Here is a 15,010-nt window from a genome sequence, read left to right as displayed (position 1 = left end):
AAGCCTCATGACCGAGGTGCTGATCGTCGTCGCGCCGATCTTCGCGCTGCTCGCCGGGGGCTGGCTGGCGGTGAAGACCGGGCTTTTTCCCGCCTCGGGGCTGGATTTCCTGCTCTCCTTCGTGAACCGGGTGGCGAGCCCCTGTCTGCTCTTCACCGGCGCGGCGAATCTTGAATTCGGCGTCGCCTTCGATCCGCGCGTGGTGGGCGCCTTCTACATCGGCGCCGTCCTGAGCTTCGCCTTCGGCATGACCATGGGCCGCAAAGCCTTCGGCATGACGCCCGGCGAGGCCGCCGCCTTCGCCTTCGCCTGCACCTTCTCCAATTCGCTCTTCATCGGCTATCCGGTTTCGGTGCGCGCCTTCGGCCCCGAAGCCGAAGGCCCCGCCTTCGCCATCATCGGACTTCACGCGCCTTTGCTCTATCTGGTGGGCACGCTGGTGATGGAGACCTCGCGCCGCGACGGACGCGGCGCCCTCGCCGCCGTCAGGGAGGTCGGGATAGGGCTGTGGCGCAATCCGCTGATCTGGGGCGTGGCGCTCGGACTGATCGTCAATCTGCTGAATCTGCCCGTCCCCTCGCCGATCATGGAGGGCGCGCGCATGCTCGGCGAGGCATCGCCCGCCGTGGGGCTCTTCGGCGTGGGCGGCGCCTTGGCGCAAAGCCGCCTCATGGGCTCGCTCAAGCCCGCCTTCTCGGCGGCTCTGACCAAGACCATGCTCCATCCCCTGCTCGTGCTCGGGCTGACGCTGGCCTTTCGCGCGCCGCCGGATCTGGCCAAGATCGCGGTGGTGGTGGCGGCCTCGCCGGGAGGGCTGAACATCTATCTCTTCGCCACGCTCTTCAAACGCGGACAGGACGTCGCCGCCGCCACGCTGCTGGTGGGCACGCTCATGGGCGCGCTGACCATCCCCATCTGGCTTTTGATCGCGCGGGCGGTATTTTAGCCGCTCCCCCGTTCTGTGAGGAGCCCGCCATGAACCTCGTCGCCCGCCGCCTGATCCGCGCCGCCGAGAAGCCGCCGACCGCTTGGGACGTGGCTGCGCTGCCGCATCAGGCGCGGCGGCTCGGGACGGGAAGCCTGCTCACGGTTCACGAGGAAGCGGTCTCCTACGCCTTCGATCCCCCGCTTGAGGCCCTCCCCGGCGACCTGCTGGAGCTGGAGGACGGACGCGGCGTGGAGATTCTGGCCGCCGAAGAGCAGATCTTGGAGATTTCGGCGCAAGGCGCGGCTCTGGCGGAATTGGCCTATGGCGCGGGAGCGGCGGGGCTGGCGGCGCAGATCGAGCCCGAAGCCTTGCAGCTTCTCGATTCGCCCGAGGCCCGCGCCTTCTGCCGCGCGCGGGGGCTGGAGCCTGCGCAGCTCTGGCGGCCCTTCGCGCCTGCGCTCGGCGCGCCCCGGCGCAAGGCTCTGGCGCCTTTCGTGGCGGCTCTGGGCCGCGGGCCGTCGAAATCGCGGCACCTGACCCGCGAGGAGATCCGCGAGGCTTTTCGTCTGGCTCTGGCGGGCGAGGCCCAGCCCGAAGCCCTCGGCGCGATGCTCATGCTGCTGCGCTATCGCAGCGAGGACGCGGCCGAGGCGACGGGGATCGTCGAGGCCATGCGCGAGACTCTGGCGCCGGGCTGGCGCGAGATCGGCGCCGTGGTGGACTGGCCCGCCTACGCCGCGGGCGCCAGCCGGGGCTTGCCGCTGTTCCTGCTCTCGGCGAAGCTTCTGGCGCGGGCGGAGCTTCCGGTGCTGCTCCATGGCTGGACGCCGCTGCTCGGCCCCACGCCGGAGGCCGGATCGCGGGCGCTGGGAATCGCCGTGGCCGAAACTCCCGAGGCCGCTCAGGCGGCGCTCGCGGCGGAGGGGATCGCCTTCGCGCCTCTGGCGGCGCTGAATCCCCGATTTCAGGAGTTGATGAAGCTGCGCGAGGTCTTCGGGCTGCGCTCTCCGGTGAACTCCTGTCTGCGGGCGCTGAATCCCTCGGGGGCCGAGACCAGCCTTCAGGGCGTGTTTCATCCGCCTTACAGAGACTTGCAGCGCGACGCCGCGCTTTTGCTCGAACAACCCCGCTTCATGGCGCTGAAGGGCGGCGGCGGCGAATTCGAGCGCCATCCGGCCAAAGCCGTCGAGCTTTACCGCCTCGAACAGGGCGCGATCCTCGATGAAGCCGCCCCGCCCGTCTGGAGCGAGAAACGACGGCTCGCGGCTGAGAAGGGCGGCGATCCGGCGGATCTGGCCGCGCTCTGGGAGGGGCGGCTTGAGGATGAGTTCTCGGCGTCGGTGGCGGTCGGGACGGCGGCTCTGGCGCTGCTGGCGGCGGGCGCGGCGCCGGATCTGGCGGCGGCTCAGGCCCGCGCCGAAGCGCTTTGGGCGAACCGCCGATGAATAAAATGAAAGCCTTCCCGCTGTTCGTGAAGGTGGAGGGCGAGCGCGCCCTGATCCTCGGCGGCGGAGAGGAGGCCGCCCGCAAGGCGCGGCTTTTGCTGAAATCCTGCGTGAAGATCGAGGTCTTCGCCGCTGATCTCAATGAAGAACTCGCCGATCTGGTCGCTTCGGGCCGGGCCGCGCGCCTCTGCTCCGAGGCCGAATTTCAGGGCGCGCGCATCGCCTTCGTCGCCACGGGAGACGATTCCGAAGACGCGAGGCTGGCGGCTCTGGCGCGGGCGGGCGGCGCCCTCGTCAATGTGGTGGACCGCCCGGAGCTCTGCGATTTCTTCACCCCCGCCCTCGTGGACCGCGCGCCTCTGGTGGCGGCCATCGGCACCGAGGGCGCGGCGCCGGTCCTCGCGCGGCGGATCAAGACGCGCCTCGAAAGCCTTCTGGAGCCTGATCTTGGGGCTTTGGTCGCCCTCGCCGCCGAGCTGCGCGCGCCCCTCGCCGAGAGCCTGCCGCATGAGGCGCGGCGGGGCTTCTGGCTCTGGGCCTTCGCCGGAGAGCCGAGGCGTCTGGCGGCGCAAGGGCGTCTCGCGGAGGCCGAAGCCCTGATGCGCCGCGCCATGGCCGAGGGCCGCGCGCCGGAGGCCGAACCGGGGGCGCTTGCGGTGATCGGAGCGGGGCCGGGGGCGCCGGACCTCCTCAGCCTGCGCGCCGCCCAAAGACTTCAGGAAGCGGATCTGATCCTCCATGATCCCGCGCTGGATCCGGGCTTTCTGGAGATCGCCCGCCGCGATTCCGAGCGCCGCGCCTGCGCGGACGACGCCTCCGGACTCATGCGCGCCGCCGCCGAAGCGGGCCGCCGCGTCGTCCGGCTCCGCGCCGGAGAAGCCCGCGAGGCGCCCGAGCCCCCCGCCTTGCGCGCGGCGGGCTTCGAGGTGGAGCATCTGCCGGGGCTGGGGCCTCCTCTCCTCTGAGCCGTTTCGGGAAAGGCGGGGTTTCTTTATCGTTGAAAAACGCTTATCTCCTTCGGATCGATATCAGGAGACCCCATCATGACCGCCTCTTGGAGCAAAGAAAGCTGGCGCAATTTCACCGTCCACCAGAGCCCCGTCTATGAGGACGCGGCGGCTCTGGCGGGCGTCACCGACAAGCTCGCCAGCTTTCCGCCGCTTGTTTTTGCGGGAGAGGCGCGCACCCTCAAACAGCGCCTGGCCGCCGCCTCGAAAGGCGAGGCCTTCTTGCTTCAGGGCGGCGATTGCGCCGAAGCCTTCGCCGATTTCCGCGCCAACGCCGTCCGCGACACCTTCCGAGTGCTGCTGCAGATGGCCGTGGTGCTGACTTGGGGCGCGAAAAAGCCGGTGATCAAGGTCGGGCGCATGGCGGGGCAATTCGCCAAGCCGCGCAGCGCCCCCACCGAGACCATCGGCGGCGTGGAGCTGCCGAGCTATCGCGGCGACATCATCAACGATCTGCCCTTCACCGCCGAGGCCCGTCGGCCCAAGCCCGAGAAGATGCTTGAGGCCTACACCCAAAGCGCCGCGACGCTGAACCTGCTGCGCGCCTTCTCGAAGGGCGGCTACGCCGACATGCGCCGCGTCTCGGAGTGGAACCTCGACTTCGCCGCCGGCGAAGGCGCCGAGGATTATCGCCGCATCGCCGAGCGGGTTTCGGACGCGCTGGACTTCATGCAGGCTTGCGGCGTGGGGACCACAGAGGCGCCGGCTCTGCATGAGGTGGATTTCTTCACCTCTCATGAGGCGCTTTTGCTCGATTACGAGCAGGCTCTGACCCGTGTGGACTCCACCACCGGCCAGACCCTTGCGGGTTCGGCGCATATGCTCTGGATCGGCGACCGCACCCGTCAGCTCGACGGGGCGCATGTCGAATATTGCCGCGGCGTGATCAATCCCATCGGCCTGAAATGCGGCCCGAGCCTCAAGCCCGACGAGTTGATCCAGCTCATCGACAAGCTGAACCCCGAAAACGAGCCGGGACGCCTTACGCTGATCGGCCGCTTCGGCGCGGGCAAGACGCAAGAGCATCTCCCGAGCCTCGTGCGCCGCGTGCAGGCCGAGGGCCGGGCGGTGGTCTGGTGCTGCGACCCCATGCACGGCAACACCATCAAGGCTGAAAACGGCTATAAGACCCGCCCCTTCGAGCGGATCCTGCAGGAAGTGCGCGAGTTCTTCGACATCTGCCGCGCCGAGAACGCTCAGCCCGGCGGCGCCCATATCGAGATGACCGGCGCCGACGTGACGGAATGCCTCGGCGGCTTGCAGGACCTCAAGGCGGCGAATCTCTCCGACCGCTATCATACGGCCTGCGATCCGCGTCTGAACGCCAGCCAGTCGCTGGAGTTGGCCTTCCTCCTCGCCGAGGAGTTCGAGGAGATCGCTCAGGCCGCCAAAGCCGAGCGCAGCCGCGCCCGGCTCGCCGCCGCGAGCTGAGATCCGAGGCGAAACGCGAAAGCCTCCCCGTCGCAAGGCGGGGAGGCTTTTTCATGATCGCAGAAAGAGTCGCAGCGCGATCTTCGGATGAGATCCGAGGGAGAAGCCGCCCTGCGTCTTGAGAGCGTTTTCCGAGCGATTCAGATCAAGACGAGGCTTTAAGCCTTTGCTTCGTCGCGATTTCATGAATCGCAGCCGCCGCAAGGCCCGCCGGACGGCCTCTCAGAGGCTTTTCGGCTCCTCCACGAGGCAGAGCGCCACGTCGCCCAGCTCCAGCCCGACCTCGGCGGCGCGGCCCCCCGCGATCTCCAGAACCGCGCCCGAAGCCGCCCGCGCCGGGCCCCTCGGCGCCAGATCGCCCGGAACCGCCTCGCGCTCGATATGCTGGATGCGCCCCAGCGGATCGATGAAGATCATGTCCAGAGGGATCAGCGTGTTCTTCATCCAAAATTGCGAGGGCCGCGGCGGCGTGAAGATGAAGAGCATCCCGGCGTCCGGCTCCAGAGCCTCGCGCCACATCAGCCCCTGACGCTGCGTCTCGGCGTCGGCGGCGATCTCCACCGCGAAGACCGCCTCCTCGCGCCCGGCGAAGCCGATCCGCCCCTGAGAGGCGGCGCAATCCAGAGCCTCGCGCGCGGCCAGTTCGGAATTCGGCTCAGGATCCGGCGCGGCGGCGATGGAGGCCGCTTCAGCCGAGGCGCCGCCCGAAACGAAAGCTTCCGAAGCGCAGAGGAAGGCGGTCGCGACGATCGTCAGGGACCGCCGCAGGATCTCATTGCGGCTCACAAGCATGCTCCCAGGGCCGCACCTCGACGGTGATGCGCCCGCGCGGCCCTTGGCCGGTGCGCACCAAAACGGCCTCTCCCGCGATCAATTCGGGCATGCCGAAGCGCCGCAGAGTCTCCATATGCACGAAGACGTCGTCCCGACGCCCCAGCAGATTCACGAAGCCGAAGCCTTTGGTCTTGTCGAACCATTTCACCCGGGCGGGGATCAAAGGCCCTTCGGCGGCGGCGGCGGCGGCGAAATCGGAGGGACGCGCGCCCTCTTCCTGCGGAGGCCGCTCGCGCGGCGGAAGGATCTTCTCGTCCAGCTTGACGATGCGCAGAGCCTGCAGCCCGCGCTCGCTGCGCGCCGCCTCCACCGAAACGGCTTCGCCCTCGACGAGCGTCTGCACGCCGGCGGCCCTCAGCGTGGAGGCGTGCAGCAGCACGTCCGACCCGCCGTCTTTGGGCACCATGAATCCATATCCCTTGCCCGGATCATACCATTTGATCCAGCCTTCGACGATCGTGCCGCCTGGTTCCGCCGCCATGGCGGATTTCGCGTCGTCGTCATTCATGCCTTCAGCCAACCGTCCACACCAAAACCGCCAGATCCACCCGCGCGCCGGAGGGAGATCCTCCCCATACGCAGCCCCATATGAACCTTAGTTCAAGTGCTCGCCCCCGCAAAACGCCTTTCGACGCACAAGCGCGTTAACTTTTCAGATGTTGCCTTGAGGTTAATCTTTCTTCCGTACGATCATCGCCGCCGCGCACGTCGCAAGTCCTTTTTCGCATCCGGAGTTGGTTTCATGGCCCCGCCCTTTCCTTTCGCGCGCCTTTCTCGCTGGTCCGGCTGGCTGTTTCTGGCGATTCTCTCCGCCGGATGCGCGCATGGCGGCGCCTCCGGCGTCTTAGGGAGCGGCGCGGCGCGCGCGAAGGCGCCTCCGGAGGCTCTGCGCGGCGAGGCTCTCCTTACGGAGACGATTCGCACGCCCGCCGCGCGTCAGAGCTTCCTCAACCCCATCCGGCGGCTGGACGTGGTCGCCGAGACCCCCGCCGGAATCGAGGCCGCCGTCAGCCACGCCGCCACTCTGGCCCGCAGCGACGCCGCTTATCGCCCCACCCGGCTGGAGGCCGCGCAAATCGGGCTGCTCTACGGCGATCCTCAGGGCCGCGCCTTCGTCGAGACCCTCGGTCCGCGCGCTTTGGCCCAAGGCGAGCCCGCCGACCAATGCCCCGCCTTGGCGCTCGGGCGCGGGCCGGACGATCCCTCCGCCGCCCGCACGGCGCTGCAAGGCTGCTTCGCCGCGCTGCAAGGGCGCGAGGATTGCGGCTGCCGCCTCCTCGCGGAGAACGACCGGCTTCTGGCGACGGCCTCGCATTTCTCCTATGCGCTCGGGGTTTCGGCGACCTTGGTCGATCCGGCGGCGCGTCAGGAGATGACCCTCGTGGCCGAAGAGCGCGCCGTGGCCAATCGGCCGGACGCCTCGGTGGTCTGGCTGCTCGGCTTCGACGGCCCGAAAGGCGCGCTGCATCTGGAGCCCGACGGCGTGGCCGCCCTCGCCTTCTTGTCGGAGGGGCCGATCCGGGATCCGAAATGGATCGGCCGCCATCAGGCCGAGGGCTTCCGCCGCGGACGCGTCGCGCGCCGCGCCTTCCTGCGCAACGCCGAGGGCGAGGAGCGAATCGTGCTCGTCGGCTTCGAGGCGCAGGAATTGGCCGAGCGTCACGCCGAGCTGGTCGAGCCGCCGCCGCAGCTGACCGCGCCCGTTCCTCCCGCGACGCCGCTTCTGGCGCGGAGCGCATCGCCCGCGGAGCTTCAGGCCGCGCGCTAAAGCGCTTTCCAGCGAAACCGACAGGTTTCGCGTCGCGAAAGCGCGACAGAATAACAAGTTAGAGCGTTTGAACGACCCGATTTGGTCGGAAAACGCTCTAAAGCGTTTCCTAGCGAATCCGAAGGGCCTCGCGTCGCGAAAGCGCGGCCGCGAAAGAAGTCGGAGCGTTTCAGCCTCCAGTTTGGCCGCAAAACGCTCCAGCCCTTTCGCCCTCCGGTCGTCCCGCCGCCGCTTGACGCGCGCGGCGCGGGCGTGAATGCTGCCCCTCCCCTGAATCCGGCGGGAGGGAGCCGCGCCCATGTCCGCCGCGTCTTCCGAAAGCTCCGAACCGCGCGCCCTCGTCGGGGCCTTCGCCTATGAGGCGCCGCGAAGGGCGCCGCTTTGGGCGGCGGAGCGGCGCAGGCTGACGCTCTGGACTCCGGTGGGCGTGGGGATCGGAATCCTGCTCTGGTTCGCCGCGCCCTTCGAGCCGCCGCTCTGGACCACGGGGGCGGCTTATTTCGCCTTCGGCCTCTGGATTCTGGCGCGGGCGCGCGGAAGCCTCCCGCTGGCGATCCTCGCGGGGGCGCTGCTGACGATCTGTCTCGGCTGGAGCGCGGCGGCCGTCCGCGCGCGGCTGGTCGCCGCGCCGATCCTCGTGCATCAAGGGAGCTTCGCGCTGGAGGGCCGCGTGGAATCGACGCTTTTCCGCGCCGAGGGCGGGCGTCGGCTGATTCTGGACCGCCTGAGCTTTGAAAAGCTCTCTCCCGACAAGACGCCCCGGCGGATTCAAGTCAGCGTCCCGCCCGATCTGGCGGTTCAGGCGGGCGAGCGCCTGAAGCTGACGGCCTGGCTCACGCCCCCCGGAGGCCCGCCTCTGCCGGGCGGCTATGATTATGGCCGGAGAGTCTGGTTTCAGGGAATCGGCGGCGTGGGCGCGGCGCGGGCGGCGAGCCTCGAAATTCTCCCCTCCCGGCCCGGCGACCTCGACGCGGGGGCGCGGCTCTCGCGCTGGCGGACGCAGGTCGCTCAGGCCCTCGTCGAGCGCCTCGGCCCCCGCACGGGCGGCGTGGCGGCGGCGCTTTCGGTGGGCGTGCGGGGGCTCGCGCCGGAGAACGTCGAGATCGCCTTGCGGGATTCCGGCCTCGCGCATCTGCTCTCGATCTCGGGGGCGCATATGGCGGTGATGACCGCTCTGATCTTCGGCGCGGCGCGGGCCTTCCTCGCGGCGATCCCCGGATTGGCGGCCCGCAGGCCGATCAAGGCTTGGGCGGCTTGGGCGGCTCTGGCGGCGGCGACGCTCTATCTCGGGGCCTCCGGCGCGGACGCCCCCGCCCAAAGAGCCTATGTCATGTCGGGGACGGCGATGATCGCCATTCTGCTGAACCGAAGGGCGATCAGCTTCCGTTCTCTGGCGGCGGCCTCCTTGGTCATTCTGCTCTTGCGGCCGGAAAGCCTGCTGGAGCCGGGATTTCAGATGTCCTTCGCGGCCACGGCGGCGCTGGTCGCGGCCTTCGAGGCCATCCCCATCGGCCGGATCTTCGCGGGCTCGCCGGACGAGGCCCCGGCCCGCCGATGGGCGCGGCGGCTGGCTCTCGCTTTGCTCGGCTCTGTGACGATGAGTCTGGCGGCGGGGCTGGCCTCGGGGATTTACGGCGCGGCCTATTTCAACCGGGTTCAGCTCTATAATCTGCCCGCCAATCTGGCGGCGGCGCCTTTGTCGAGCCTCGCCGTCATGCCCGCTTTGGCGGCTTCGGCGATTCTCGCGCCTTTCGGCCTCGAAGCCCCGGCGCTTTGGGCTCTGGGCCGGAGTCTGGAGGCGCTGAACCGGCTGGCGGAGTTCTTCGCCGGATTGCCCGGCGCGGCGCCCGTCCTGCCCTCGCCCGCGCCTTGGGCTTTGGGGCTGGCGACGGTCGGCGGGCTCTGGCTCTGCCTCTGGCGCGACCGCAGGCTGAGGCTCATGGGTCTGGCGCCTTTAGGGCTGGGGCTGGCCCTCTGGAGCGCGGCGCCTAAGCCGGATCTGCTCATCGACGCCGAAGGGCGGCTTTCGGGCCTGCGCGGCGGCGACGGGCTTCTGGCGCTGAGCCATGGCGCGCGCAAGGGCTATGAGGCCTCGGCCTGGCTGCGGCGCGAGGGCGACGGCGCGACGCCCGAAGAGGCGGCGGGGCGTCCGGGCTGGCTCTGCGACGGCGAAAGCTGCGCGGCTGAGGCGCCGGAGGGCTGGCGCGTGGTCCTCTGGCTTCGGAAGGCGGAGCCGGAGGCTCTCGCGCCTTTTTGCGCGGCCAAGACCCTGCTCGTGACGGGCGAGGTCTGGGATCGGGTCGCGGGGGATTGCCTGCATCTGCCCGCATGGCGTCTGCGCCGCGAGGGCGCGCAGGCCGTGAGCTTCGAGCCGGAGGGGCCGCTCTTCACGCCCGCCCGCCGCGCGGGGAGAATCTGGACCCGCGCGGATCCTTGGGGGCGTTAGAGACTCGCCCGACAAGACGGGTCTCGGATAGACTCCGCAGGATCCGATCCGTTCGGGAAAGGCTCCTCAGGCGGCGCAAGACGCAAAGCGAAGAGAGGATGCGATGGCGACCTATAAGCAGATTCAAGAAGCCGTGAAGGCGCGCTTCCCTGAGAAGGCCAAGCCTAAGACCTGCTGGATCGCGGATGTGAAGGCCCAGCACGGCTTGACGCTCAGGCGCGCGCCCAACCGCAGCCCGGACGGCGCGCGCATGCATCCATGCCCGCCCGACCGCTATGCGGATCTGGTCGAGGTCATGCGGGATCTCGGGCTTCCGATTCCAAAAGCCTGAGCCCTCAGCTCCCCGGCGCGAGGCGGCGGGTCAGAGCCTCGAATTCGCGGCGCAGCTCCTGATTTTCAAAGATGCGCTCAAGGCCGGGGCTCTTCATGCTGCGCAGAGCTTCAAAGGAGAGGTCGGCGCTCTCCATCAGGCGGCGCAGCTGAAAGCTGGCGTCCACCGTGCGCAGGGTGTTGTCGGCGACGCGCAATTCCTGCAGCGTCTTCTCGCGTTCGGCGCGGATCTCGTCGCGCTGGGCCGAGAGATGCCGCCGATAGACCGAAGCCGCCTCCAAAGCGAGGCGCTGGCTCTCCAGATTGGCTTCGAGGGCGCGCTTCTGCTCCGGCGAGGGATCGCCCTGCAACAGCCGCATGGTTTCGGCGCGGGCGGCCCGCAGATCCTGCTCGATCTGATCGAGCTTGGGCAGATAGCCCTCGTCCACCGTCTCGACGAATTGCGTCTGAGCTTCGGCCAGAAGCGCGATGGTCGCGGCGTGCATGCCGTAATAGCGGCGGGCCTGAGTCAGATCCTCGCCGGATTCGTCGAGCAGGGCGCGGAGTTGTCCGCTCACCCCGCGCGCCGCCTGATAGGCCGCCGCGATGCGCGTCAGATCTCCGCCCGACACGCTGTCGAGCAGGAGATCCGCCTCCTCCGGCGTGAGCGCCACCCCGGCGCCCTCCATGGCGGCGCGGAACTTCTCCTTAGCCTCCACCACCGAGGATTCGTTCTCAAGGATGCGGTTCTGAAGCTCGGCGATGGCGGCGTCGATGCTCTGGCGGTCGTGGCTCAGCCCGAGGCTGCTCATCACGCCGCCGTCTTCAGGAGCGGCCATGCGCCGCTCGCGCAGCCGGGCGATCTCCTCGCGCAGGGCCTCGACGTTCTTGCGGCGGCGGGCGATCTCCTCTTGGGTCTCGACCACCGGCAGCTCCGAGACCAGCCCGAAGGCCGAGCCGAGAAGCTCCCGCGCGCGGCTGTCGGAATCGAGTCCGAATTGCCGCCGCACCACCTGCGAGCCGCCTTCCGCCGCACGCCGACGCGCGTCGGCGGCGCGCTCCAGCACTTCGCGGAGCTCGCCGTAGAGGCGGCGCATGGCCGGATCCTCCGCGAGGGGATCGGAGATCGTCGCCCCCGCTCCGGCCTCCTGAGCCCAGCCCGGCGCGGGCGCGGCCAGAGCCAGCCCCAAAGCCAGAATCAGGCCGGGCGCGACCAAACCCGCAGGCGGCGCGAAAGCGGAGGGGCTGAGGCGAAAGGTCATGGCGCGGCTCCGTCTACGGAAAAAGGCCCCTGAAGAGGCGGAGGACATGCGGAAAACAAGCTTTCCAAGGCGATATAAGCGCGCTGAGGTCCGTCGCAAGGAAAAACGGCTTCACGCTCCGTTAAAGGCCGTTCTTTACCTTGAACGAACAAGAGCCGCCGCGCCCTCGGGTCCAGCGTCTCCTGATCGCTCGCCTTACGCCGCCTTTCTCTCGGAAGGGCGGCGTTTTTTCAATCCAGCTGAAAGGCGAGCGTCTTGAGATAGCCCGTTTCAGGCAAGGCCGGATGAATCGGGTGATCCGCTCCGGCGCGGCCCGAATAGACCAGACGCCCCCGCCGCCCCGCGACGCGCATGCCCGCCCAAGCCTCTTCGCGCAGAGCCTCCGGCTCCACCGCCTGAGAACAGGAGCAGAGCATCAGAAAGCCGCCCGGCTCCACCAAGGCCGCCCCCAGACGCGCCGTGCGGCGATAGGCCCGCAGGCCCGCCTCAAGCGCCGCCCGATTGGGCGCGAAGGCCGGAGGATCGCAGACCACGACCTCGAAGCGGGCGCCCTCCTCCGCCAGACGCGTCATCGCGCCGAAGGCGTCGGCGCGGGCGGCGGCGAAGCGTTCGCCGAAGCCGTTGCGGACGGCGGCCGCGCGGGCGAGATCCAGCGCCAATTCCGAACTATCCACCGCCAGAGCCGAAGAGGCGCCCGCCGCCAGAGCCGCCAGAGAAAAGCCTCCGGAATGGGCGAAGACGTCGAGCATCCGCCCGCCCTTGGCCAAAAGCGCGGCGGTGGCGTGATTGGGACGCTGGTCGAAATACCAGCCGGTCTTTTGCCCCTTGAGCAGATCCGCCAGATAGATCGCGCCGTTCTGCGGCACCTCCACGGGGCCGTCGAGCGTCCCTTTGACGAGGCGGCGCCCCGGCGGCAGGCCCTCCAGAGCGCGCAGGCGGGAATCGTCGTTGAGGACCACCACCTCCGGCGCCAGCGCCGCGTCGAGCCCCTCCAGCAAGGCGGAGAGATGGGCCTCCGCCCAAGCGGCGTTGGCCTGCACCACGCAGGCCGGGCCGAAGCGGTCCACGATCACGCCGGGCAATCCGTCGCCCTCGGCGTGGATGAGGCGATAATGTTCGCCGCCGATCAGACGCGCCCGCAGATCCCGCGCCGCCGAAAAGCGCGCCGCGAACCATGCGCCGTCGATTTGGGCCTCGGGATCGGGATCGAGCATCCGCAAGGCCACCTGAGTCCCGGCGTTCAGCGCCACGGTCGCGACGGGGCGGCGCTCCTCGTCCTCCAGCACGGCCACCGAGCCCGGCGGGAGGGCTTTGGTCCGGCGGTCGAAGGCGATTTCGTCGAGATAAGCCCAAGGCGCGCCCTCGCGCAGGAAGCGTCCTCCGCGCTTCTCCCGGAAGCGGATCCGGGGACGCGCGGAGGAAGAGACAGAATCGGCGGGCGCGAGGCTCATCCGGGAACTCCGGTCAGGAGGGCTGCGAAGCGGGGAGAATCAGCGAGAATTCAGGGCGGCGGATCATAAACCCATCCCCGCGCGACGCAACGCGCAGATGCCGAATCAACCATAAAATTCGTCATGGCTTTTGCTTTATCCGCATAGGTGAAGGCTGCGGCGTTGACAGCCCTTCTTCCTCTTTGGGACAAAGGAGGCCGGGCGCGGATCCTCCCCATCCAGACGGGACGGGCGACGCCGGGGGAGCACGCATGCAGACAGCCGCGTCGCAACGACCGTCCGCCGAAAGGCCGCCCATGCCCAAGGCGATCCGGCTTTACGTCAAATGGGTGGATTCCCTCAGCCGCTGGACGGGAATCTTCGCGATGTTCCTGCTCTTCGCCTTGCTGGGGATTCTGCTCTACTCCACGATCATGAAGACTTGGTTCCTCCCCTCGCTCTGGACGGTGGAGGCGGCGCAATTCGTCATGGTCTCCTATTACCTGCTCGGCGGGGCGTGGACGCTGAAGGAAGGCGAGCATGTGCGGATGGATCTGCTCTACAGCCGCTGGACGCCGCGCAAAAAGGCGGGCGTGGATCTCGTCACCGGGCTGGCGATGATCTTCTTCCTCGGGCTGCTCTTCGCGGGCGGCGTGGCCAGCTCCTATTACGCCTGGCAGACCAACGAACATAGCTTCTCGGCCTGGCGTCCGCCCATGTTGCCGGTCAAGCTGATCATGACCTTCGGAATCTTCCTGACGCTCCTTCAGGCGGCGGCGATCTTCTTCCGCGATTGGGCGACCCTGCGCGGAGCCTCCATCGAATGAGCTATGAACTCATCGCCGCCCTGATGTTTTCGAGCATGATGCTCATGCTCCTGACGGGACAACGCGTCTTCGCCGTGATCGGCTTCGTGGGAGCGGCGGCGGCGCTGTTTCTCTGGGGCGGCACGGGCAGCTTCAACATGGCCTTCTCCTCGGCGATGAAGCTGATGCGCTGGTATCCCATGCTGACGCTGCCGCTTTTCGTCTTCATGGGCTATATGCTCGCGGAATCGCGGATCGCGGATGATCTCTACCGGATGTTTCATGTCTGGATGGGGTCGATCCGGGGCGGCCTCGCCATAGGCACCATGCTGCTGATGATCGTCATCTCGGCGATTAACGGATTGAGCGTGGCGGGCATGGCGGTCGGGGCGACCATCGCTTTGCCGGAGTTGCTCCGGCGCGGCTATGACAAGATCATGGTCACAGGCGTGATTCAAGGCGGCTCGACGCTGGGAATCCTGCTGCCGCCGAGCGTGGTGCTGGTGCTTTACGGCATGATCGCGCGTCAGCCGGTGGGCCATCTCTGGATGGCGGGCGTCTTTCCCGGCCTGCTCATGGCGTCGCTCTTCCTGCTCTACATCATGGTGCGCTGCCGGCTGAATCCGGAGCTCGGGCCGCCCATGCCCGAGGAGGAGCGCGCCAAGATCACCCGCGCCGATAAGCTCCATGCGCTTCAGGCGGGGATCTGGCCTTTCGTCATCTTCTTTTCGATGACCGGGCTTTTCCTCACCGGCGTCACCAGCCTCGTGGAGAGCGCGGCGGTGGGCGCGGCGGCCTCGACCTTCGTGGCTCTGATCCGACGGCGCCTGACTTGGGACGTGCTCTATCAGACCGCCCGCAAGACGCTCGGCGTGAGCTGCATGTTCATGTGGCTGATCATGGCGGCGCTCTGCTTCGGCGCGGTCTTCGACGGGCTGGGCGCGGTGAAGTCCGTCGAGCGGCTGTTTCTCAACGACTGGGGACTGGAGCCTTGGCAGGTGCTGCTCATGATGCAGGCCGCCTTCCTGATCCTCGGCGTCTTCCTCGACGACACCGCCATGCTGGTGATCGTGGCGCCGCTCTTCATTCCGCTGGCCGGAGCCCTCGGCTTCGATCTGATCTGGTATGGCGTGCTCTACACCATCACCTGTCAGGTGGCCTATGTGACGCCGCCTTTCGGCTATAACCTCTTCCTCATGCGGGCCATGGCGCCGCCTGAGATCACGCTCCCCGACATCTACCGCTCCATCTGGCCCTTCGTGGCGATCATGCTGCTGACCTTGCTCATCATCGCGCTCTATCCGCCCATCGCCACATGGCTGCCCAATTACGTATATTCATAGA

13 protein-coding genes are annotated in these 15,010 nt (G+C 68.4%); 9 read left to right on the top strand and 4 right to left on the bottom strand.

Features of this window, described 5'->3' with window-relative positions; translation table 11 throughout:
• Nucleotides 1-7 precede the first annotated feature (7 nt).
• From B161_RS0105835 to B161_RS0105820, 4 genes are all read left to right on the top strand, one after another.
• Nucleotides 8-946 carry an AEC family transporter gene (locus tag B161_RS0105835; RefSeq protein ID WP_018632434.1) on the top strand — a complete coding sequence of 313 codons (939 nt, stop codon included), beginning with the start codon at nucleotides 8-10 and terminating at the stop codon, nucleotides 944-946.
• A 29-nt stretch (nucleotides 947-975) separates the two neighbouring features.
• Nucleotides 976-2,373: a glycosyl transferase family protein gene (locus tag B161_RS0105830; protein WP_018632433.1), complete on the top strand. Its 1,398-nt coding sequence runs from the start codon at nucleotides 976-978 to the stop codon at nucleotides 2,371-2,373.
• A complete protein-coding gene (locus B161_RS16995) occupies nucleotides 2,370-3,338 on the top strand; it encodes an NAD(P)-dependent oxidoreductase (RefSeq protein ID WP_018632432.1) in 969 nt (322 codons plus the stop codon). Before B161_RS0105830 ends, B161_RS16995 begins: the two co-directional genes overlap by 4 nt.
• 78 nt (nucleotides 3,339-3,416) lie before the next feature.
• A complete protein-coding gene (locus B161_RS0105820; RefSeq protein WP_018632431.1) occupies nucleotides 3,417-4,811 on the top strand; it encodes a class II 3-deoxy-7-phosphoheptulonate synthase in 1,395 nt (464 codons plus the stop codon).
• A 222-nt stretch (nucleotides 4,812-5,033) separates the two neighbouring features.
• On the opposite strand, the gene B161_RS18675 is transcribed toward B161_RS0105820, so the two are convergent.
• Both B161_RS18675 and B161_RS0105805 read right to left on the bottom strand, forming a co-directional pair.
• Nucleotides 5,034-5,597 carry a DUF192 domain-containing protein gene (locus B161_RS18675; RefSeq protein ID WP_018632429.1) on the bottom strand — a complete coding sequence of 188 codons (564 nt, stop codon included), beginning with the start codon at nucleotides 5,595-5,597 and terminating at the stop codon, nucleotides 5,034-5,036.
• Entirely contained in the window at nucleotides 5,584-6,153 is a 570-nt protein-coding gene (locus tag B161_RS0105805; protein WP_018632428.1) for a cold-shock protein, read from the bottom strand. The genes B161_RS18675 and B161_RS0105805 overlap by 14 nt, the downstream gene beginning before the upstream one ends.
• A 234-nt stretch (nucleotides 6,154-6,387) precedes the next feature.
• Between B161_RS0105805 and B161_RS16980 the strand changes: the two genes are divergently transcribed.
• From B161_RS16980 to B161_RS0105785, 3 genes are all read left to right on the top strand, one after another.
• Nucleotides 6,388-7,413, top strand: a complete 1,026-nt coding sequence (locus B161_RS16980; protein ID WP_018632427.1) for a hypothetical protein — start codon at nucleotides 6,388-6,390, stop codon at nucleotides 7,411-7,413.
• A 298-nt stretch (nucleotides 7,414-7,711) separates the two neighbouring features.
• Nucleotides 7,712-9,859, top strand: coding sequence for a ComEC/Rec2 family competence protein (locus B161_RS16975; protein WP_018632426.1), 2,148 nt, complete (start codon nucleotides 7,712-7,714; stop codon nucleotides 9,857-9,859).
• A 103-nt stretch (nucleotides 9,860-9,962) separates the two neighbouring features.
• Nucleotides 9,963-10,190 carry a hypothetical protein gene (locus B161_RS0105785; RefSeq protein ID WP_018632425.1) on the top strand — a complete coding sequence of 76 codons (228 nt, stop codon included), beginning with the start codon at nucleotides 9,963-9,965 and terminating at the stop codon, nucleotides 10,188-10,190.
• Between the two features lie 4 nt (nucleotides 10,191-10,194).
• Here B161_RS0105785 and B161_RS16970 read toward each other — a convergent pair whose 3' ends face one another.
• Both B161_RS16970 and B161_RS0105775 read right to left on the bottom strand, forming a co-directional pair.
• Entirely contained in the window at nucleotides 10,195-11,430 is a 1,236-nt protein-coding gene (locus tag B161_RS16970; protein WP_018632424.1) for a hypothetical protein, read from the bottom strand.
• Nucleotides 11,431-11,660: 230 nt separating this feature from the next.
• Nucleotides 11,661-12,881 carry a class I SAM-dependent rRNA methyltransferase gene (locus B161_RS0105775; RefSeq protein WP_018632423.1) on the bottom strand — a complete coding sequence of 407 codons (1,221 nt, stop codon included), beginning with the start codon at nucleotides 12,879-12,881 and terminating at the stop codon, nucleotides 11,661-11,663.
• A gap of 296 nt (nucleotides 12,882-13,177) precedes the next feature.
• Here B161_RS0105775 and B161_RS0105770 point away from each other — a divergent pair, with 296 nt between their 5' ends.
• Both B161_RS0105770 and B161_RS0105765 read left to right on the top strand, forming a co-directional pair.
• Complete coding sequence (locus tag B161_RS0105770; protein ID WP_018632422.1) at nucleotides 13,178-13,687, top strand: TRAP transporter small permease subunit; 510 nt, start codon at nucleotides 13,178-13,180, stop codon at nucleotides 13,685-13,687.
• Nucleotides 13,684-15,009, top strand: a complete 1,326-nt coding sequence (locus tag B161_RS0105765; RefSeq protein ID WP_018632421.1) for a TRAP transporter large permease — start codon at nucleotides 13,684-13,686, stop codon at nucleotides 15,007-15,009. Before B161_RS0105770 ends, B161_RS0105765 begins: the two co-directional genes overlap by 4 nt.
• The last annotated feature ends 1 nt before the right edge of the window (nucleotide 15,010 follow it).

This window comes from Neomegalonema perideroedes DSM 15528 (genome assembly GCF_000374145.1).
In the GTDB taxonomy this organism is placed as follows: domain Bacteria; phylum Pseudomonadota; class Alphaproteobacteria; order Rhodobacterales; family Rhodobacteraceae; genus Neomegalonema; species Neomegalonema perideroedes.
The sequence above is the reverse complement of the archived record's forward strand: the minus strand, read 5'-3'. Positions and strand labels throughout refer to the sequence as shown.